The organism is Anaerolineae bacterium, from assembly GCA_025062375.1.
Lineage (GTDB): Bacteria > Chloroflexota > Anaerolineae > SpSt-600 > SpSt-600 > SpSt-600.
Genome location: JANXAG010000009.1, coordinates 15,044 through 35,156 on the forward strand (window position 1 = coordinate 15,044; position 20,113 = coordinate 35,156).

At 53.0% G+C, this 20,113-nt stretch carries 17 protein-coding genes, 1 tRNA gene and 2 pseudogenes; 11 read left to right on the top strand and 9 right to left on the bottom strand.

The annotated features are described in order from the left end of the window. The 4 genes from rplQ to rpsI are packed head-to-tail and all read left to right on the top strand — an operon-like array spanning nt 1 to nt 1,955. Nucleotides 1-354: a 50S ribosomal protein L17 gene (gene rplQ, locus NZ653_04115; protein ID MCS7286304.1), complete on the top strand. Its 354-nt coding sequence runs from the start codon at nt 1-3 to the stop codon at nt 352-354. Beyond that, on the top strand, nt 317-1,102 hold the full coding sequence (truA, locus tag NZ653_04120; protein MCS7286305.1) for a tRNA pseudouridine(38-40) synthase TruA: 786 nt from the start codon (nt 317-319) through the stop codon (nt 1,100-1,102). The genes rplQ and truA overlap by 38 nt, the downstream gene beginning before the upstream one ends. A gap of 2 nt (nt 1,103-1,104) precedes the next feature. Beyond that, nucleotides 1,105-1,539 carry a 50S ribosomal protein L13 gene (gene rplM / locus NZ653_04125; protein MCS7286306.1) on the top strand — a complete coding sequence of 145 codons (435 nt, stop codon included), beginning with the start codon at nt 1,105-1,107 and terminating at the stop codon, nt 1,537-1,539. A gap of 14 nt (nt 1,540-1,553) precedes the next feature. Further along, nucleotides 1,554-1,955, top strand: coding sequence for a 30S ribosomal protein S9 (gene rpsI / locus NZ653_04130; protein MCS7286307.1), 402 nt, complete (start codon nt 1,554-1,556; stop codon nt 1,953-1,955). A gap of 78 nt (nt 1,956-2,033) precedes the next feature. Here rpsI and NZ653_04135 read toward each other — a convergent pair. After that, nucleotides 2,034-2,107: transfer RNA gene (locus tag NZ653_04135), tRNA-Val, on the bottom strand. Between the two features lie 209 nt (nt 2,108-2,316). Between NZ653_04135 and NZ653_04140 the strand changes: the two genes are divergently transcribed. The 6 genes and pseudogenes from NZ653_04140 to NZ653_04165 all read left to right on the top strand — a co-directional run bounded on the left by NZ653_04140 (nt 2,317) and on the right by NZ653_04165 (nt 10,055). Continuing rightward, nucleotides 2,317-4,350: a heterodisulfide reductase-related iron-sulfur binding cluster gene (locus NZ653_04140; GenBank protein ID MCS7286308.1), complete on the top strand. Its 2,034-nt coding sequence runs from the start codon at nt 2,317-2,319 to the stop codon at nt 4,348-4,350. A 48-nt stretch (nt 4,351-4,398) separates the two neighbouring features. Beyond that, nucleotides 4,399-5,244 (top strand): annotated as a pseudogene (focA, locus tag NZ653_04145) (formate transporter FocA). A gap of 48 nt (nt 5,245-5,292) precedes the next feature. Next, the gene (locus tag NZ653_04150) at nt 5,293-5,658 is read left to right on the top strand and encodes a response regulator (protein ID MCS7286309.1); all 366 of its coding nucleotides are present in this window, start codon (nt 5,293-5,295) and stop codon (nt 5,656-5,658) included. 75 nt (nt 5,659-5,733) lie between these two features. Then, nucleotides 5,734-6,900 (top strand): hybrid sensor histidine kinase/response regulator, encoded by a 1,167-nt coding sequence (locus NZ653_04155; GenBank protein ID MCS7286310.1) that lies wholly within the window; start codon nt 5,734-5,736, stop codon nt 6,898-6,900. 27 nt (nt 6,901-6,927) lie between these two features. After that, nucleotides 6,928-8,904, top strand: coding sequence for a cache domain-containing protein (locus NZ653_04160; GenBank protein MCS7286311.1), 1,977 nt, complete (start codon nt 6,928-6,930; stop codon nt 8,902-8,904). A gap of 11 nt (nt 8,905-8,915) precedes the next feature. Further along, a complete protein-coding gene (locus tag NZ653_04165) occupies nt 8,916-10,055 on the top strand; it encodes a hybrid sensor histidine kinase/response regulator (GenBank protein MCS7286312.1) in 1,140 nt (379 codons plus the stop codon). Nucleotides 10,056-10,134: 79 nt separating this feature from the next. Here NZ653_04165 and NZ653_04170 read toward each other — a convergent pair whose 3' ends face one another. The 6 genes and pseudogenes from NZ653_04170 to NZ653_04195 form a co-directional block, all read right to left on the bottom strand. Then, the gene (locus tag NZ653_04170) at nt 10,135-10,512 is read right to left on the bottom strand and encodes a response regulator (protein MCS7286313.1); all 378 of its coding nucleotides are present in this window, start codon (nt 10,510-10,512) and stop codon (nt 10,135-10,137) included. A 20-nt stretch (nt 10,513-10,532) separates the two neighbouring features. Continuing rightward, complete coding sequence (locus tag NZ653_04175; protein MCS7286314.1) at nt 10,533-11,246, bottom strand: cytochrome b/b6 domain-containing protein; 714 nt, start codon at nt 11,244-11,246, stop codon at nt 10,533-10,535. Then, complete coding sequence (locus NZ653_04180; protein ID MCS7286315.1) at nt 11,243-12,121, bottom strand: 4Fe-4S dicluster domain-containing protein; 879 nt, start codon at nt 12,119-12,121, stop codon at nt 11,243-11,245. Before NZ653_04180 ends, NZ653_04175 begins: the two co-directional genes overlap by 4 nt. A gap of 8 nt (nt 12,122-12,129) precedes the next feature. Next, nucleotides 12,130-12,615 (bottom strand): HyaD/HybD family hydrogenase maturation endopeptidase, encoded by a 486-nt coding sequence (locus NZ653_04185; protein MCS7286316.1) that lies wholly within the window; start codon nt 12,613-12,615, stop codon nt 12,130-12,132. Continuing rightward, a pseudogene (locus NZ653_04190) lies at nt 12,612-14,330 on the bottom strand (nickel-dependent hydrogenase large subunit). Before NZ653_04190 ends, NZ653_04185 begins: the two are co-directional and overlap by 4 nt. Continuing rightward, complete coding sequence (locus NZ653_04195; GenBank protein ID MCS7286317.1) at nt 14,308-15,423, bottom strand: hydrogenase small subunit; 1,116 nt, start codon at nt 15,421-15,423, stop codon at nt 14,308-14,310. Before NZ653_04195 ends, NZ653_04190 begins: the two are co-directional and overlap by 23 nt. Before the next feature lie 406 nt (nt 15,424-15,829). On the opposite strand from NZ653_04195, the gene NZ653_04200 reads away from it, so the two are divergent. Then, a complete protein-coding gene (locus NZ653_04200; protein ID MCS7286318.1) occupies nt 15,830-16,900 on the top strand; it encodes a dipeptidase in 1,071 nt (356 codons plus the stop codon). On the opposite strand, the gene pbpC is transcribed toward NZ653_04200, so the two are convergent. Together pbpC and NZ653_04210 are read right to left on the bottom strand one after the other, a co-directional pair. After that, complete coding sequence (gene pbpC, locus NZ653_04205) at nt 16,872-19,283, bottom strand: penicillin-binding protein 1C (protein MCS7286319.1); 2,412 nt, start codon at nt 19,281-19,283, stop codon at nt 16,872-16,874. The two genes, NZ653_04200 and pbpC, sit on opposite strands and share 29 nt — an antisense overlap. Beyond that, nucleotides 19,280-20,053 carry a type III pantothenate kinase gene (locus NZ653_04210; protein ID MCS7286320.1) on the bottom strand — a complete coding sequence of 258 codons (774 nt, stop codon included), beginning with the start codon at nt 20,051-20,053 and terminating at the stop codon, nt 19,280-19,282. The genes pbpC and NZ653_04210 overlap by 4 nt, the downstream gene beginning before the upstream one ends. Between the last annotated feature and the right edge of the window lie 60 nt (nt 20,054-20,113).

Here is a 20,113-nt window from a genome sequence, read left to right on the forward strand (position 1 = left end):
ATGAGGCACAGAGTTGTCAAGAAAAAATTGGGTAGAAGCGTGGGACATCGTCGGGCTCTTTACAGAAGCCTGCTCACAGCTCTTTTCCGGCACAAAAGGATAGAGACAACCCTGGCTAAAGCCAAAGCGGTGCAGCCCCTGGCGGAAAAGCTCATAACTATAGCTCGCCAGGGAGATCTCCACTCCCGTCGCCTGATAGCCGCTTACCTCTGGGATAAGAAAGTGGCAACGGAGCTTTTCCGGGAGATCGCTCCCAAATATAAAAACAGGCCCGGGGGTTACACTCGCATCCTGAAGCTTGGCTTCCGCCAGGGCGATGGAGCGGAGATGGCCATTCTGGAGCTTGTGGAATGAAATGGCCCTTTACTTTAAAGCCGTTCTGGAATACGATGGCACAAGATACCTTGGGTTTCAGCTTCAACCCCATGGGCCTACTATTCAGGGGGAAATTGAGCTTGCTCTTTACAAACTCACAGGCCAGAAGGTGAGGATAAAGGCCGCTGGCCGGACTGATGCCGGGGTTCATTCGATGGGGCAGGTGATAGCCTTTCGGGTGGAATGGAAGCACTCTTTAGAGGATTTGCACAGGGGGTTAAACGCCCTTTTGCCCGAGGATATTGTGGTGAGGGAACTGACCCTGGCCCCCGAAGGCTTTCACCCGCGCTTTAGCGCTTTGAGCCGGGAATATCGCTACACAATTTTGAATACGCCCTGGCCATCGCCCCTGCGGGGGAGGTTTGCCTATCATTTCCCGGGCAAGCTGGACCTTGAGGCCATGCAGAAAGCGGCCTCCTACTTTGTGGGGGAGCACGACTTTGCTTCCTTTGGGACTCCCCCGAAGGGGGAAAATACGGTTCGTCATGTTTATCGGGCTGAGTGGCGGAAGGAGGGAGATTTCCTGCACTTTGAAATAGAAGCCAATGCTTTTCTCAAGCGTATGGTCCGGCTCATGGTGGGGACTCTTCTCCGAGTAGGAGAAGGTAAGATCCCTCCGGAGGAGGTAAAAGCTATCCTGGAAGCGCGGGATATAAGCCTTTCTGGCCCTGCAGTCCCGGCCCGTGGCCTGTGCCTTGTGAGAGTAAACTATCCTGAGGGAGGGTGAAATTGAGGCAGAGGACTTACAGGGCTAAACCTGAGGAGATAAAGCGAGAGTGGTATCTTGTAGACGCTGCGGGCAAGACCTTGGGGCGTCTTGCCTCCGAAATAGCTAAAATCCTTAGAGGGAAGCACAAGCCCATCTACACCCCGCACCTGGACTGCGGCGATTATGTGGTGGTCATAAACGCAGCGAAAATCAAGGTTACCGGCAAGAAGCTTACCGATAAGATTTACTATCGGCATTCGGGCTACATGGGTGGCCTTAAGGAAATTCCCCTGTGGAGGATGTTAGAAGAACATCCCGAAAGAGTTATAGAGCTGGCGGTTAAGAGGATGCTTCCCCAGAACAGGCTTGGGCGGAAAATGATAAAAAAGCTCAAGGTTTACGCCGGGGAGAATCATCCCCATCAAGCTCAACAGCCCAAGAAACTGGAAATATAAGGAGGGAGAAGGAAATGGAGCAACAGTTACGTTACTATTACGCTCGCGGGCGGAGGAAAGAAGCGTCAGCTCAGGTTCGCCTTTATCCAGGCGGAACCGGCAAAATAATCGTAAATGAGAAACCCCTGGAGGAATACTTCCCGCTGGAAAGAAATATATTGAACGTTTTGAGCCCCCTGAAAATCACTGGCCTGGAGGGCAAATTTGACATAACAGTGAAAGTAGAGGGCGGAGGGGTTTCAGGGCAAGCCGATGCCATAAAGCTTGGGATAGCAAGGGCTTTAATCCTTTATAACCCTCAATTAAAGCCTGCCCTTAAGCAATATGGCCTCCTTACCCGGGATCCCAGAGAGAAAGAACGCAAGAAAGTGGGCCTCAAGCGTGCTCGCAAGGCTCCCCGCTACAGCAAGCGTTAAAGATTAAGACAAAAACCAGCATAATTCAAAAAATAAGGGGGCTGTCTCTTCCAAGACAAGCCCCGTTTTTTCCTCAAGTGGGCGGTACAGGAGTTGAACCTGTGACCTCCTCCTTGTAAGGGAGGCGCTCTGACCAGCTGAGCTAACCGCCCATAAAAATTATAGCACAATACAAAAATTTTTCAAACCGCAGGCTCCACAGCCGTAGTCTCTATAAATCTCTGTGTATTCGCCCACAAGCAGGGCCCGAAAACCAAAAGGGGTAAAAGTTGACAACAGAGGGCCTCAGGAGGTAAAATATTTGTGAAAAAAAGTACAAAATTCAGGGTAAGCCCTATGGTGCTTTAAAAAGAGAGGTCCTATGAAAACCGAAGCTTTGTTTTGGGCAATTCACATACCGCTTATGGTTCTTTTCCTGATCGGCCTGGCCGATGTCGTAGGAGTCTGGCTTCGGGGTAGGGTAGAGGGTGTTGGGGATCTTCCGGTTAAAAGGAAGTTCATCACCCTGCTGGGCCGGGCAATTAAAACCATTTTCAGCCGCCGCTTTCTCCTTTTCCTGAAAGCGTTTATAACAGAAGCCTGGTTTAACCGTCGCCTCTGGCAGACCAGCCGCTGGCGCTGGCTTAACCATTTCCTTCTCCTCAATGGCTTCCTCCTCTTGACAGCTCTTTCAGCTCTGGCAGCTCTTTCGGAAAAAGTCCTCTACCATTTATTCCACCTTGGGCACATCCCGTGGATTTCCATGTGGTACACTGCCGACCACCCGCTTATAGCGTTCTTGAACGAAATCGGGGGGATAATGATGACAGTGGGACTGCTTTTTTACACCATCCGCCGCTACGTGGTTCGCCCCCCGCAACTCCGCACCGGCCCTATGGATACCTGGATGGTAGTCGCTCTTGGGGTTATCCTCCTCACCGGCTGGATAACGGAGATCGTTCGTCTGAACGCTGGATACGAAGGGACTGCCCCATATCTGGCTTTCATTAGCTACCCGCTTTCCCGCCTGGTCTCCGGGCTGAATCTTCCCTGGAAGAGTCTCTTTGAGTGGCTCTTTCTGGCTCATGGCCTATTTGTTTCCGTTGTCATTGTCACAATTCCCTATTCCAAATTCTTCCACGCTGTTGCCACGGCTCTAATGGCTACGTGGGATGGAGTTCAGCAGGAAACGGCAAGGGGCCACGCTGCAGATAGCCCTGTTACGTTTACTTTTCAGCAACTGGTGGCCCTGGATGCGTGCACCCGGTGTGGGGAGTGCGTGCGGTGGTGTCCCACTTTCGCCGAAAAGCCAGAGCTGGATGCAATTACTCCTCTGCGTAAGATTGAAACGGTCCGGCGGTTTGTGCGGCGGCAGTATGGCCTTATCGCGCGTTTCCTGGGGCCTCGTCCGCCCGGGCCGGAGGAACTCAGGGTTCATTCGAGTGGAACATATGATTGCACCCTTTGCGGGCGCTGTGCTGTGGTTTGCCCGGCTTACATCCAGACTCGTCCTCTGTGGATTGCTATGCGTGAAGACCTGGTTAAGCAGGGTGTTTATCCGGCCATCTTTGACCGGCTTCGGGAGACTTTCCTGACATCTCACAACATTTCAGGTGATGATAACGCTAATCGGCTCATATGGAGCCAGAACCTGCCCGGGATCCCGGAAGGTGTTATCAGGAAGGACCGGGCTGAGGTGGTATATTTTGTCGGGTGCGTTGCCTCATTTTACCCCCAGTGTTATTCCATCCCTCAGAACGCGGTGCAGCTTCTGGATAGGGCTGGAGTGGATTACATGACGCTGGGGGATGAGGAGTGGTGCTGCGGTTTTCCCCTGATCATCGCTGGAATGGGTGAGGCGGTGGTAGAGACCGTGCGCCATAATCTGGAAGCCATACGTCGGACAGGGGCAAAGCGGCTGGTTACGGGGTGTCCATCCTGCTATCACACCTGGAAGCACGATTATCCTCGTATTTCAGGAGAACCCCTGGGTTTTGAGGTGTTGCATCTGACGGAGCTATTAGTAGAGTTGCTCGAGGGGGGACATCTTCCGCTTCGCCCCTTGGAGGAAACAGTTACCTACCATGATCCCTGTGATCTGGGGCGAACGAGTGGGGTATACGAAGCACCACGTCAGGTCATCCGGGCCATTCCAGGGATCACACTGGTGGAGATGGAGCACCACCACCAATATTCTCTCTGTTGCGGCGGAGGTGGTGATGTGGAGATGGCGGACAAGGAGCTGGTGACTGCGGTAGCGCGGCGGCGCCTGAAGGAGGCTCAGACGGCAGGCGCCAGAATAATTCTTTCAGCCTGCCAGCAGTGCAAGCGCACTCTGACCGCCGCGGCTCGCCAGGAAAAAGTCCGCATCCGGGTGATGGACGTGGTGGAGCTTGTGGCACAACAGGTTTTATAGCACTGGGGCATTAATTTGCCCTAAAATCAAAGAAATCAGGAGGGAGCCATGAGTAACGAATTGCAGATTGATGCCTATCCACCGGCTAAAATGGCCAGCCGCATGGAAGAAGTTGGGGTTACCAAAGCCAACATGGATTTCTGGACCATGTTCGCCCTTGCTATTCTGGCGGGGGCGTTCATTGGCACGGGGGGCATATTCCTCACCACGGTAACAACCGGATTGAGTGCGGCTGGTGTGCCTTTTGGCCTGGTTCGTTTGATAGGGGGCCTGGTTTTCTGCCTCGGCCTGATTGCGGTCTCTGTAGCCGGAGCGGAGCTATTCACTGGCAATAACCTCATCATAATGGCATATGCCAGTGGCCGGGTAACAACCGCTCAGCTTCTGCGCAACTGGGTTATTGTGTATGCGGGGAACTTCGTCGGCTCTATCCTTACCGCTCTGGTAATGTTCCTGACGGGTCAATACATGTTTGCTTCTGGTGCGCTCGGATTGAATGCCCTTTCCATTGCCGATGCCAAGTGCAACCTGGGGTTCATCCAGGCTATTGCGCTGGGCATTATGTGCAATGCTCTGGTGTGCCTGGCTGTCTGGCTATGCGCTTCGGCTCGGTCCACCACTGATAAGATACTCTCCATAATCTTCCCCATCACCGCCTTCGTCGCCGCCGGATTTGAGCACAGCATCGCCAACATGTATCTTATCTCCATTGGCCTCTTTATCAAATCTTGGGCGCCTCCTGCTTTTTGGGAAGCCATCGGTAAGACCCCTGCAGACTTTGTCCATCTTACTTGGGCGGCTTTCTTCCTCAAAAACCTGTTGCCTGTCACCATTGGGAACATTATCGGAGGCTCTGGTTTCGTAGGACTAACCTACTGGTTTGTCTACCTGCGCCCGAAGAAGAAGGTGGAGCTTGTGCCAGGAGTAGCACCGAGAATTCTGGTGGTTGATGACGACGCAGACTTTGTGGACCTGTGCCGCATGATCCTCACAAAGGAGGGATACCAGGTCAGTGCAGCCAGCGACGGACAGCAAGCCCTGCAGATGATGCGGAATGAGCGGCCAGATCTGGTGTTGCTGGACATAATGATGGCAACACCTCTTGAAGGCGTGGCAGTGGCGCGGGAAATTGCTTCCGATCCTAACCTTAAGACACTCCCCGTGGTCATCGTTTCCAGCATTGATAGCAGCCAGTATGCGAGCCTTCTTCCCGATGATGTGCACATACCGGTGGATGCCTGGATCAGCAAGCCTATAGATCCGGACCATCTTTTGCGCACTGTCCGTCGCTTCGTAAAGGGCCGATAAAGGGGGGCGCCAGGCGCCTTAAGGTGCCTGGCGCTTTCTTCCGTCAAGTTGTAAAATTCTTTTTGGAGCTAATAGATGAATGCTCCGGTGCGTGTTTTAGTTGTAGATGATGAAATTGGTATCCGTGAAGGATGTCGGCGGGTTCTTGGTCCCCGGGGGTTTGAAGTAGATGTAGCGGAAAATGGCCCTGTGGGCCTCCGGAAACTCAGAGAATCCCGCTATGATGTCCTTTTGTTGGATATAATAATGCCTGGCATGAGTGGCATGGAAGTCCTCCACCAGGCTCGTCAGATAGACCCCGAGCTCATATGCATTGTTATTACTGGCTATGCCACTGTAGAGTTGGCAGTTCAAGCGATTCGTGAGGGTGCTCATGACTTTATTGCCAAGCCTTTTTCCGCTGATCATCTATTGCAGGTAATTAACCGGGAGCTGGAACGCCGAGCTCTGCGCAAAGAAGCAGAGAAGCTTAAAGCTCTTGAAGAGGAAGCCCGAGAACTGGCTCGCACCAAGGCGGAACTTCAGAAGCTGGAAGCAGTGGAAAGCCGTTTTATGGTCTCTCTAGTCCATATACTGAGAGCTCCCGTGGCTGTTATCCAAAATACGCTCCAGCTTATCCGAAAGGGTTACATACCGCCAGAGGAAATACCGGAGACTCTGGAACGGCTTGAAATTAGGGCAGGAGAGTTGCTGGAAACACTGGATGATTTATTGCTCCTGGCCCACCTCAAAGAAAGAATTGGCCTGAGCCAAACAGAGATAACTTCCCTGGCGGAGGTCCTGAACGAGGTTTTAGTCAGCTTGAAGCCCAACGCTGATCGCCAGAGGTTGACCATGAAGGTGGATGTGCAGGATTCCCCAAAGGTGCGGGCTAATCCGGCTCATATCAGAGCCCTGTGGAAACACCTTATAGATAATGCGATCCGTTACACCCCTTCTGGTGGTCATATAACCATCTCCTTGTGGGCGGACAAGGAGCGGGGCCTGGCCATTGGAGCTGTCTCTGATACCGGAATTGGCATCCCAGCAGACGAAATTCCCCGTATATTTGAAGAATTTTATCGGGCTCAGGAGGCAAAACGCATGCGAGAAACGGGCACGGGCCTGGGTCTGCCAATTGTCCGGCAGGTGCTGGAACTGTACGGCGGAACCATTGAGGTGGAATCGGAAGTGAGCCGGGGGAGCACCTTTCGCTTTATGCTTCCTCTGGTAGAGGATCAGGATGAAATTAAGCTTGCTTAAAGGTTTTTTGGCAGAAAGGGGTGGAAAATGAGGGAAATTTTCTTGCGGCTCTTAGGTGGACGGTTGCGGACAACTTTGACTATTTCCTTTGCGCTCGTGGCGGCGTTGACGGTAGGATTGAACGCCCTGGTTGTTTCCTGGGTGATCCATGAGTATTTGGTCTCTGCTGAGGCGGAAAGGATAGCACGGGATATGAAATTGGCCGAGACTCTATATCAGCTCAAACTGGACGAGATTGCTGCTATCAGCCACCGACTGGCGCTGGACCCTTGGGTGGTGGAAAACTTCGCAGCTGCAGCTAAAGGAGATCCTGAAGCGATCCAGATCATTGACCGGCAGATTACCAATAAAATCATAGTGCTGGCTCTGGGTGGCACTCATCTTATTGCCATCCTGGATACCAAGGGAAACCTGGTGACCGGGAAAGTCCTCTGGCCTGATGGAGAGATCTCTCCCCCTCTGACTGATGGCTACTTTGGTGACCTTCCTATAGTCCGCACTGTGCTGGAAAAAGGCAAGCCTCTGGCTTCTACTGAGATTATTCCTGCGGAAGTCCTGGCTCAGGTAGGATTAGATAAGCAGGCTTATATACCATTGCTGGAAACCCCATTAGCCGCCCCGGAGCCCTTTGACCCTCGCGAAGGAACAGCGGGATTGGCCCTGGTGGGAATTTCTCCGCTCAGAGACAAGTCGGGGCAACTCATTGGCGCAATTCTTTCGGCTTACATGTTCAATAACGACTATACTTTGGTGGACCGGATCAAAGAGGTTGCCGGGATAGATACTGTCACTATCTTTTTGGGTGACCTGCGGGTTTCTACCAATGTGACTGATGAAGAGGGGCGACGTGCTATTGGCACCCGTATTTCTCAAGCTGTCCGTAAAGTTGTTTTGGAGGAAGGACGGGAGTACGTTGGGCGTGCCTTTGTTGTGAAAGAATGGTATATAACTCGTTATGAACCACTGCGGGACCATATGGGCAATGTGGTTGGTAGTCTGTATGTGGGCGCGCGAGAGGCTAACTTTCAGGCGCTGGTGCAAAAATTTAACCAGCGGGTTGCGCTGATAGCCATCATTTGTATCCTGCTGGCGGTAGTTATAGCCTTCCCTATCAGTTACCTCTTTACTTTGCCAATTACTGAATTAGTAGTAGCGCACCGCCGTCTGGCGTCAGGGGATATGTCTGTCCGGGTTAAGATCCACGGAAATGGCGAATTAGCGGCATTGGGTCATTCGTTCAATGTTATGGCTGAAACACTCCACCGCACCCAGCAGGAATTGCTCCACAAAGAGAAGTTGGCTTCTATGGGTCAACTGGCCGCTGGCGTGGCTCATGAGTTAAATAACCCTCTGGGCACCATTATGCTCTTTGCCGATGCACTTCAACGGGAGCTTCCGCCCGATGACCACCATCAGGAAGATGTGAAGATGATTTTGCAAGAGGCTGACAGGGCTAAAAAAATAGTTGCCGGCCTTCTTAACTTCGCTCGCCAGCAGGAAATCTTAGCTCAGGACACTAACTTGCATGCTCTTCTGGACCAGGTGGTGGAGAATCTCCGGCACCAGCCCATTTTTGCCGAAGTAGAAATAGTCCGGTGCTACGATCCAAAAGTCCGCATTATTCAGGCAGATCCCGCTCAACTGCAGCAAGTGTTCATTAACCTCCTTACAAACGCTGCAGAGGCCATAAATGGGCCGGGCACCATCACTATCACTACGCGAGCATTAGACGGACAGGTAGAAATTTCTATTTCTGATACCGGATGCGGCATCCCTGAAGAAAACATGAGCAAGCTTTTCACCCCTTTCTTCACCACAAAGCCTCCAGGAAAAGGCACGGGTTTAGGCCTTTCCATAGTTTATGGCATAATTAAAATGCATCGTGGGCAAATTTCTGTCCAGAGCCAGGTGGGCAAGGGGACGACTTTTACCATTACTTTGCCAGAAAAGTGGATGGGTAAAATGGAACGCGCTATCCCGGCTTCAGAGGAGATCATCGGTTAAGGTGATGAAAGATGAATGAGCCTCCGCGTATTCTGGTTATAGACGATGAGGAGGGCATTCGGGCAGGCTGTCAGAGAGCTCTGGAACCAGAAGGTTACATCGTAGAGACCGCCGCTACAGGCCAGGAAGGGCTACGACGTTTCTTAGAGGGCAGTTTTGATCTGGTCTTAATTGATATATTCCTGCCTGATATGCGTGGCATTGACCTTTTAAAGCCTATGCTGGAAAAGGACCCCGACGTTATATGCATAATCATCACCGGGTATGCTACTATAGAACTGGCGGTCCATGCTATCAAGGCTGGAGCTTATGATTTTCTCTCCAAGCCCTTTTCCGGTGATGTGCTGCGGTTAACGGTAGCCCAGGGCCTGGAGCGGCGCCGGCTTTCTCTGGAGGCAAAGCGCCTGCGGAAACTTGAAGAGGAGGCGCGTGAACTGGCGCGAGCTAAAGAGGAGCTTGAGCGGTTGGACCGTTTCAAAACCATGTTTATGTTTACAGTGGCCCATGAGCTTCGGGCGCCCTTAAATGCTCTCCAGAGTTTCCTTTTAGCCATTATCAAAGGATACATCCCACCTGATGAGTGGAAAGAAGTGCTGGAACGTGCTGTCCAGAGGACGCAGGACTTGCTAAATCTGGTGGATGATTTACTCAAGTTGGCGGCAGCGAAAAGCGAAAAAGGGTTAGAAAAACGGGAGTCGGTCTCTCTGGCAGAAGTCCTGGAGAAAGTATTCCCTCTCTTCAAAGCTGAGGCTGAGGCCAAAGGTATTAAGTGCGTTCTGGAAATCCGCCAGCGTCCGATAGTCCAAGCTGATCCAGACCAGATGGCTCAGGTTTGGAGTAACCTCATATCTAACGCAGTAAAATACACGTTGCCTGGAGGGCAGATACGAGTAATACTGGAAGAGCGGGATGGGTGGGCTATTGGAACAGTGGAAGACACTGGTATCGGCATTGCACCTCAAGATCTGGATCGCATTTTTGAGGAATTTTACCGTACCCCTCAGGCTAAGAAAATTGCACCTCGCGGGACAGGATTGGGGCTCCCGTTGGTCAAGTCCATTGTAGAAGCGCATGGCGGAAATATTACAGTGAACTCGGAATTGGGACGCGGCAGCAGTTTCGTGTTCCGGCTACCTGCCTCCGAGAGCTGAGAAATTTTGGCCATTAAAAGAGCGCCAAGCTTCAGGTGATGCCTGGCGCTCTTTGCGTTCACCAGAACACCAGATAGGGCTACTTTTTCAGCTTTTCCTCTATCAACGCCAGCAATTTATCCGGGTCAATTGGTTTGTGGATCCACTCATCCGCTGGGGCGTACTCGCCCGCAGGGACCACCCCCTGAGCACGCGCTCCGGTGAGCGATGTTACCATAATAACCGGAATATCTTTTAACTCTGGGTCTTTGGCCATCTCACGGCTGACGTCAAGCCCGTCCAGGATGTAAGACATCATGATGTCAAGGAGGACCAAGTCTGGTTTTTCCCTCCGCATCACCCGGAGCGCCTCTCTTCCGCTGGCAGCCGTAAGGACTTCATGGCCCTTGGATTTTAGAATCCGTTGCGTCAGCTTTATAAAGTCCGGATCATCGTCCACTACCAGAATCCTGGCCATTTTTAATCCTCCTTCCCCTATTAATGCTTACCCCGTTTCTTAGCTTCCCAGATTTCCATCGCTCGCCTGGGTCCATAGAACCACTTGGCATGGTGTTCAGCAGCGTAATCTGCTGAGGTTACCCCAAAGCGCATGCTTACCAAAGCACCCCACATCAAAGGATGTGCTACTGCCAGATAAAGGTGAACCATCAACATGCTCACGGATAAAATCATTGCCAGGTCATGAAGCACCACTGCCAACTGGAAGATGCTGGGAGAAACAAACCCTTTCCCAAACCACATCGTCAAACCGGTTACCCCAAATATTGCCCATGTTATCATTGTCACCAGCCCGAAGAGTTTCTCGCCGGCGTTGAATCGGCCCTGAGGGGGCATGGCCTCATGCCTGCCGAAAAGATAATAAGGTATAGCTCCCTTCAGCCAGCCTATGTCCTCTTTTTCTGGTAAGAAGTCCCGGACAAGCATTATGAAGCGGCGGGGCTGCAAGATAGCATAGACAATGGGCACGAGGCCAAAAAAGACCGCCGCAATTCTGTGGACGAGGCGAATAAATATGCCTGCTTCTCCCTGAGCCAGTGGCTGGAGGAAGGGAAAATACATGATCATCCCGGTAATGGCCAGGGGTACAAAGGCTGCGGTGTGAACCCAGTGGACTATTCTCTCCATAAGGGTGTATTTGGGAATCCACTGAATGGTGATAATATCGGGCTTACCTTTGATTTGAACGCTCATTTCACTTCCTCCATTCGGATATAACGGCGGGCAATGAGGAAAACGACCACTATCCCCAAAATGGCGGCTCCAAAGGCTACTTCTCCCAGGGGCTGGATCAGCTTCTGCCAGATGGAGGCAAGCTCCGGTGTGCGTGGAACAGAGGGCAATCCATATTGTTCTGGTTCATCCAGCAGAATGCTAAGCCGGTGCAGCCCACCTGCCTCTTTTTCCCCGTAGAGGCGGGCATTTATCCCCTGAGCCTGTAACTCGGCCACCCGTGCCCGAGCTTTTTCCAGCAATTCTACCCGTTTGCCCCAGTTCAGGGCGCCCACCGGGCAAATTTCCGCACAGGATGGCCCACCAATGCCCCTCCAGATACGGTCCTGACAGAAAGTGCATTTGGCGGATTTTGCTCTTCCGGTGAATACATTTACAACCTGAAGATGCGGAACACCATAGGGGCAGAACTGAGTGCAGTAGCCACAACCGTTGCACTTATCCCGATCTAAGGAAACAAATCCCAGCGGGTCATGTGAGAGCGCACTTGTTGGGCAAACGATTACGCATGCGGCGTTAGTGCAATGCATGCACTGATAATTGAAAAAGTGCCACCCTTTTTCTGTCCGCTTTAATTTGATGATATTCCAGGTGATAGCTGAAAGGCCCAAAGGGGACTCATAAATCCTCATGGGGTCTGTGCTTTCTGGGGGGAGCTTGTTCCACCGTTTGCAGGCCATTTGGCAAGCCCGGCAGCCGACGCATTTCAATGGATCAAAGAGAATTGCTAAGCGCTCGGGAGAGACCGCTGAAGTTGATACCGTCTCGGAGCGTGGATTTGTTAGCAAGGCACCCAGACCCAGAGCTGAGAGGCCCAAGAATTCCCGACGGGTCATGGTTCCGCTCATTTTTCACCTCCCTCAGCGGGTTGAATTCCCCAGCGTTCTAACTCGGCCAAAATGTTCCGGATCACCGTTTCCATCTGAGCGGCGACGATCGGGGTGAGTTCCAGCCCTACTTCCAGGGAAGCGGGCTGAACTCCCCAGAGGACCAGTTCGGAAGGATAGCGATCCAGGAAACGAGCCGTTGCCAGGAGGTCGCTCAATCCCATCTGGTGTGAAGAGTACTTCAGGCTTAGAACAGCTGGAATTTCTTCTCCTTCCAAACGAACCACTGTGCCCGGGGGAGCTCCTATCTGAACAGCATCCACGATAAGTAATCGGTCCGCTTTTTCCACGTAAGGTAAAAGGTCCAACGCCAGCGTTCCGCCATCCAGGATTTCCACCTCCTGCGGGAACTGATACCGTTCCCGCAAGAGGTGGACTACGTGAACCCCGAACCCGTCGTCGCTCAGGAGGAGGTTACCTAAACCTAAGACCAGAGTCTTCATGGACAGGCCCAGTCATTCAGGCGGATCCGGGTTACCTCCCGGCCCTGGGCATCCGTCACGTGGACGGCGCAGGCCATGCACGGGTCAAAGGAATGGATGGTGCGCAGAATCTCTATGGGCCGCTCCGGGTCAACTACGGGGGTTCCCACCAGTGAGGCTTCATAAGCCCCAGGCTGCCCTTGGGCGTCTCGTGGGGATGCGTTCCAGGTAGAAGGCACGACTGCCTGGTAATTGGCTATCTTGCCGTTTACGATGCGCACCCAGTGGCCCAGGGATCCGCGCGGCGCCTCGTGAGGCCCCCACCCCTGCGCTTCCTTAGGCCAGGTGGCAGGATCCCACTTTTCCCCGTTGTGGATCTGAAGGTCACCCCGGCTGATGTTATCGGCGAGTTCGTCAACCCACGCATTTAATTGCTCAGCGATAACTAGAGTTTCAATGCCGCGCGCCGCTGTCCGGCCCAGGGTGGAGAAGAGAGCCTCAGGCCCTACCCCCAGTTGCGTAAGGACACTGTCCACCAGTTCCTTTACGCGCTTGTGGCCAGAGGCGTAAGCGATCAGCATTCGGGCCAGCGGGCCAACTTCCATAGCTTTTCCATCATACCGTGGGGCCTTGAGCCAGGAGTATTTGCCGTCGGTGTTGAGGTATTCGTAAGGCGGCTTGGGACCAGTGTAGTTGGGGATGGTCTCCCCCTCCCAGGGATGTTTGGCGACAGTGTCCCCTTCGGTGTACTGATACCAGGAGTGCGTCACATATTCGGCGACCTTCTGCTGGTCCAGCGGGTAGACCCTGCTCAGATCCCGGTTGAGGATAACGCCTGAAGGGAGGAAGAAGTTCCCTGCTCTGTCGGGATACTCGCCGTAGGACAGGAAGTTGCCCAACCCTTCACCGAGTTTCGTCCATTCGTCCTTGTAGAAAGAAGCGATAGCCAGGAGGTCGGGGATATAGACCTGCTGGACGAAGGTGAGGGCTTTGGTGAAGAGTTTCTTCAGAAAAGCCAATTTATCGGCATTCAGTGCAGTTTCGCTGTCGGGGTCCACCGGGATTGCCATGCCGCCCACCAGGTAAGTTTGCGGATGGGGGTTCTTTCCTCCCAGTATAGCATGGGCCCGGATAACGTCCCGCTGCCAGTCCAGTGCTTCCAGGTAATGGGCCACAGCCATCAGGTTGGCTTCGGGCGGCAGACGGTAAGCGGGGTGGCCCCAGTAACCGTTGGCGAAGAGACCCAGCTGGCCGCTTCGCACAAAAGCATCCAGCTTTTCTTTGATTGTTCGGAAATAGTCGGGGCTGGAGTTGGGCCAATCAGAAATGGACTGTGCCAGCTGGGCTGTCTTGTCTGGATCAGCTTTGAGGGCGCTGGTAATATCCACCCAATCCAGGGCATGGAGATGGTAAAAGTGAATGACGTGGTCCTGAACATACTGAATTCCAGCGATCAGGTTCCGGATAATGCGGGCGTTATCCGGAATCCATATTCCAAGGGCATTTTCTACGCTTCGCACGGAAGCGAGGGCGTGCACCGTCGTTCAGACCCCTCATATCCGTTGAGCCATCAGCCAGGCTTCGCGTGGGTCACGGCCTTTCATAATGATTTCCAGTCCCCGGAACATTGTGCCGGAAGCCCATGCTTCGGTGACGCGGCCGTCTTCCACGCGAGCCTCAATGCGCAGGTGGCCTTCAATACGGGTGATAGGATCAATCACTATTTTCTGAGCCATGGGACTCCTCCTCTTTCTTCTTTGTCAGCTGGTAGAGTGCAACAGTTCCGGCCACGCCGGCCGCTACTCCCACGGCAGCACCAATAGCTCCTGCCGCAGTTGGGGATATTTCTACGACAGGCTTTACTTCAGGATAGGCTGTCGGTGGCGTCAGGACGTGGATAGGAACGGGCTCGTAGGCAGGCATCTCCCAGAAGTTAGGAGCAGCACAGGCAATACAGCCGTGGCCTGCGCCCACCGGCCAGCTGGTTCCTTCATTCCACCGGATGGAAGGACAGTTCTGGAAAGCTACAGGCCCTTTGCAGCCCATCTTGTAGAGGCACCAGCCGTTGCGGTGGCCCTCATCGCCCCAAGCTTCTACAAATTCTCCAGCATCAAAGTGGCCGCGTCGCTCGCAGTTATCGTGGATGCGGCGGCCATAGGCGAAGAGAGGCCGTCCCAAATCGTCCAAAGCAGGCAGTTCTTTGAAGGTCAAATAGTGAACTATTGTAGCCGTCAGGTTATCCGCGTTCATAGGGCACCCCGGCAAGTTGACGATGGGCACTCCGGAAATGATGTCTTTTACACCCTTAGCTCCGGTGGGATTAGGAGGTGTCGCTGGCCAGCCGCCGTAGAAAGCGCAGGCTCCTACGGTGATGATAGCTGCTGTGTTTGCTGCTGCTTCTTTTAGAATTTCCAGCGCTGATCGCCCGGCAATGCAGCAGTATACCCCGTCATCTTTGACTGGGATGGAGCCTTCCACGACCGTAATGTATCCGCCTTCCCGAATAGTATCGTGGAGGGACTTTTCAGCGGCGTGGCCTGAGGGAGCCATGACCGTTTCATGGTAGTTCAGGGAGATAATATCCAGCACCAGTTCAGCGACGGTGGGTCGGTTAGCGCGCAGGAGGGACTCAGTGCAGCCCGCACAATCTTGAAATTCCAGCCAGATAACAGATGGTCGGCGGGCACTTTCTAATGCCTGGGCAATCTTAGGGGCCTGGTCTGCCGGGAGAGCTAATATTCCAGCCATAACCGTGCAGAACTTCATAAATTCGCGGCGAGTAATGCCCCGAGCAGCCAGTTCATCGGCGATGTTAACTCTGGAACTCATAGAAGCCCTCCTTTGTAAAAGTCGCTAAACTGCCACTATTATGCAATATAATTTCTGAATTGCCAAATCAAAACCCGCCCATCCCACGCATCGGCAGGAGGAAAAGAGCAAAGGTTGAAATTCAGCGCGGGATCTTTAACTAATGCTGGGGGGTTTCTTATCCCTTTCCACGAAAGGGCCAGGGGGAAAATTTGGGTTCCCTCAGACGCACACATCAGGAGGATAGCCCAACTGAGTAAGGCTATTTCCTTTGTATTCACTCGCTCGGCTATACAACGATGTAGCTTTACCTTTAACGCGTGGGCCTCTGCCATTTTAGCCCCGTCTATGCCTCGCCCGGCTTGATAGCATTATATCAAATATAACAAAAACCGTCAAGTTATCCCCCAGGTCGGTGAACTCCCGCGTGTCTTGGTTGTCCATCCTCTGGAATTTGCTCCTGAATTTGGAAGTTTTGCGGAAACCAAGGGGTTGTGTTATCCTGTGTTACGATTTGCGGTTTGAGGGTGGAAGCGTGGGAAAAGGGTTTTTGATTTTTGATGCCCACAATGACCTCCTCCACAGGGCTTTCGTGAGCTCCATCAATATCCTCAAAAGGAGCAACAAGGGCCATTCAGACATTCCGAGGCTTATGGAGGGGGGAGTGAGCGCTCAGGTTCTGGCCCTCTTCATTCCAACCGATGAGCTCTCTTCAGGGCCCCTGCGTTACACCCTTCACCTCATGGATATATTGTTCAAATCCATAGAAGAAAGCAACGGACAGGTTATTCTGGCCACTAAAGCGGCGGACATAAAGAGGGCGAAAGAGGAGGGGAAGCTCACCATTATCCTCTCCATGGAAGGAGCTGAAGGTCTGGAAGAGGATTTTTCCGTGTTAAAGATGCTATATCGTCTCGGGTTAAGGATGTTGGGGATTGCCTGGAGCCGCCGCAACAAGGCTGCCGATGGAGTTACCGAGGAGGGACTTGATGAAGGGCTTACCCCCTACGGCGTGGAGCTGGTAAGAGAGCTAAACCGTCTGGGCATAGTCATCGATGTGAGTCATCTTGCTCCCAAAGGGGTAGCCCAAGTCCTTAAATTGAGCAAGCACCCTGTGGTGGCATCGCACTCTAACGCTTATGCCCTCTGCCCTCACCACCGCAACCTGACCGATGCTCAGATTAGGGCCATTGCTGAAAAAGGTGGGGTGATAGGAATAAATTTTGTGCCTCGTTTCCTTACCCCGAGGCCTGAAAAAGCCACCCTTGAAGACGTCTTGGACCACATTGAACATATCGTTAAAGTTGGGGGGGTAGACTGCGCAGGATTAGGTTCAGATTTTGATGGTTTCACCGATCCTCCCCCCAAGGGGCTTGAGGATGCCACCTGTTTTCCCCGCATTGCCGATGGCCTTCTGAAAAGAGGTTACAGTGAAGACCAGGTGGAAAAAATCATGGGGGGCAATTTCCTCAGGGTTTTCGAGGAGGTGGTGGGATAACTTCAAACTCTATTTCCTGGCTCTTTAGAACCTTACCCCCCAGATACCCCAGGGCCCAGAGCCGGTGTTTCCCCTCTTGCAGGGGCCACATAAAGCGATACGGCGGGCTTTCGAGAGAGGCAACCCTTACCCCATCAATTACTATCTCAACTTTATCCAGCAGGAGCGCTGTTTCCACGAGGATCTCAGCCCTCTGCTCTTCCACAGGAACTGAGCTTACCAGACGATAGCGGGAATTGGGTCGCGGATTCACGATTAAGATGGGCCCCTCTTCTGCTGACTTTTGGTGGAATACAGGAAGCCCCTGCTCCCTTGCCCAGGCATGGGCCTCGGGAGGAAAAACGATTACCACTTTTTCCATCACCCTCTCCGGTGGTGTGGAAGGCAAAGCAGGAAGGCCTGTAAGGAGATCAATCCGCACGAGCTGGTGTAAAGAGCAGGTTTCAGTGGGTTCAGTCCCGGAGATAAAAAGCTCTTTGCGGCGATGGGGACAGTGAGAGGATGGCCGCTTTCCTGAAAGAGAACAGACTTCCACCTCCACTATCCCATGGGGCCTCGGAAAATTCCGGGAAGGAATGTTTCGGTGAACTTTTTCCATGAAATCGTGCCATATGGGCGCAGCTCCCGTTATTCCGCTGACTTCATACATAGGGGAATGATCCGCATTGCCCACCCACACCCCCGTTACCAGCCTTGTGGTGTAGCCTATGGTCCAGTTATCGCGCCAATCGGTCGTGGTGCCGGTCTTTACGGCGGCGGGGTGGCTAAGGTTAAGAACGCTTCCCCGGCCGAAGCCTATGGCCCGGGCTTCATCGTCTGAAAGGATGTGTGTTATAAGATAGGCTATCCTTTCATCTAAAACGCGAAGGCCTGGGCGGGGTTCAGCTTCCCAAAGGGTTTTGCCCGTGGAGTCTTCTATTCTGACAAGAGCGAAAGGCATAACCCTGTAGCCACCGTTGGCAAAAGCGGCATAGGCGGCGGTAAGCTCCAGCAGGGAAACTTCTCCTCCGCCCAGAGTTAAGGATAAGCCATATCGCTCTGCATCCTTTAAGGTGGTGATGCCCAGCTCTCTTGCTAACTTCAAAACCTTTTCCACCCCTATCTCGTGGATGACCCGGACGGCTGGCACGTTGAGGGATGAGCCGAGAGCTTCTCTCAGGGAAACGGGGCCGTGAAACTGACGGTCGTAGTTTACAGGCGTGTAAGGCCTGCCTTCAGCAGTGAGGAAAGTTGTGGGGACATCCAGAAGCATGGTGGCAGGAGTGTAACCTTCGGCTAAAGCTACAGCATAGGTGAAAGGCTTAAAGGCTGAACCTGGCTGACGCGGAACGAGAGCCATGTTCACTGCACCGCTTATGGAAGAATCAAAGAAGTTCGGACTCCCAACCATCGCCAGAATTTCACCGGTAAAGGGGTCAAGGGTCACGAGCGCGGCGTTCTTAACGTTATGAGGAGGTCTTTCATCGGTCAGGCGTTCCAGGTGCCTTCTGATAACTTCCTCTGCCTCGCGCTGGAGATCCAGGTCAAGGGTGGTATACACATGGAGGGTTCCGGAGGTAGGAGGAAGAGGCAGATGCTCCAGTTTTTCCTGAACGAAGAAGACAAAATGGGGAGCCTGGATTGGGAAAGGGACTGGAGCAAATCGCAATTCTTCGTTCAGGGCGAGCTGAGCTTCTTCCCGGGTAATGAATCCGTTTTTCACCATCAAATCCAGCACGACTTTGAGCCTGGCTTTTGCCCCCTCCGGATTCTGCAGAGGATTACAGGCCGATGGGCACTGCGGTAAGCCTGCCAGCAACGCTCCCTCCGCCAGAGAGAGCTCTCTAACCTTTTTGCCAAAGTAGGCTTCAGCGGCGGCCTGGATTCCATAAGCAAAGTTACCGTAATAAACGTGGTTGAGGTAGTAGGAAAGGATCTCATCCTTGGCATAACGCCTGGTTAAAAGCCAGGCCAGGAATACCTCCCGGAGCTTACGGCGGAGGGTCCTTTCGTATCTTTCTTCGGGAGTCAAGATGAAGTTTCGCACCACCTGCTGGGTAATAGTGCTTCCCCCCATTATAATATCCCGCCCTCTTATGTTGGCGATGATAGCCCTCAGCACTCCTTTGGGGTCAAAGCCAGGATTGGAGTAAAAAGATGCGTCTTCAGTAGCGATGGTGGCCTGGCGGATGAAAAGGGGTATTTCTTCCAGAGGCAAAGGTGAGTATTTACCACTATAAGGCCCGGGGGCTTCGTAAAGGAGCCGTCCTTTCCGGTCGTAAAACCTCACGCTGGAAAGGCCGGGAACTTCTGAGGGGAGGGTGGGAGCTGGTAAACCTTTGAGGAGCCAGGCGAGAAAACCCAGCAAAAGGATCAGAAAAACTAAAGAGAGCCAGCGCTTCATTTCCGATTCAACTCATAGATAATCCGAAGCCCTTTCAGGGTAAGCCACGGGTCTACTACCTGGATAACCTTGGTCTCCCGGGCGATCAGGGGCGCGTGAGAACCGGTGGCAATAACCTTCATATCAGGCCCCAGTTCTTCCCGGAAGCGGGCTACCATTCCTTCCACAAGCCCCGCATACCCGAAAATTAAGCCCGACTGGATGCTGTGGGTGGTGTTAGTGCCTATGGCTTTTGGGGGGCGTTCCAGCTCAACTCTGGGCAATTTAGCTGCGTGGAGGAAAAGGGCTTCCGCGGCTATGGCGATACCGGGAGCAATAGCGCCTCCCAGATAATCCCCTTCTTTGGAAATAGCGTCAAAGATGGTAGCAGTGCTGAAATCCACCACGCAGGCAGGGCCACCGTAAAGACGGAAGACAGCAGCAGCATTGGCCACCCGGTCAGCTCCCACTTCTCTGGGGTTTTCGTAGCGGATCCGAACCCCTGTTTTAACCCCTGCTCGCACTACCAGAGGAGTGAGGTTGAAATAACGGCGACTTATCTCTTCAAAAGTTGAAGTTATGGGCGGGACCACACTGGAAATGACCAGACCTTCCACCTCTTGGGGGGAGCGACCAGCCTGGGAGAAGAGGGAGAGGATAAGGATGGCGTATTCATCTGCGGTTCGGTGATGCTGAGTGGATATGCACCAATGAGAGGCCAGTTTCTCCCCTTCCCACAGGCCGACAGTTATCTTGGTATTGCCTATGTCTATCGCCAGGAGCGCGCCCATAGCGCCTTTCCTCAACAGTTTGCACTGATTGAATGATAGGGCAACTTCTGGAAAAAGGCA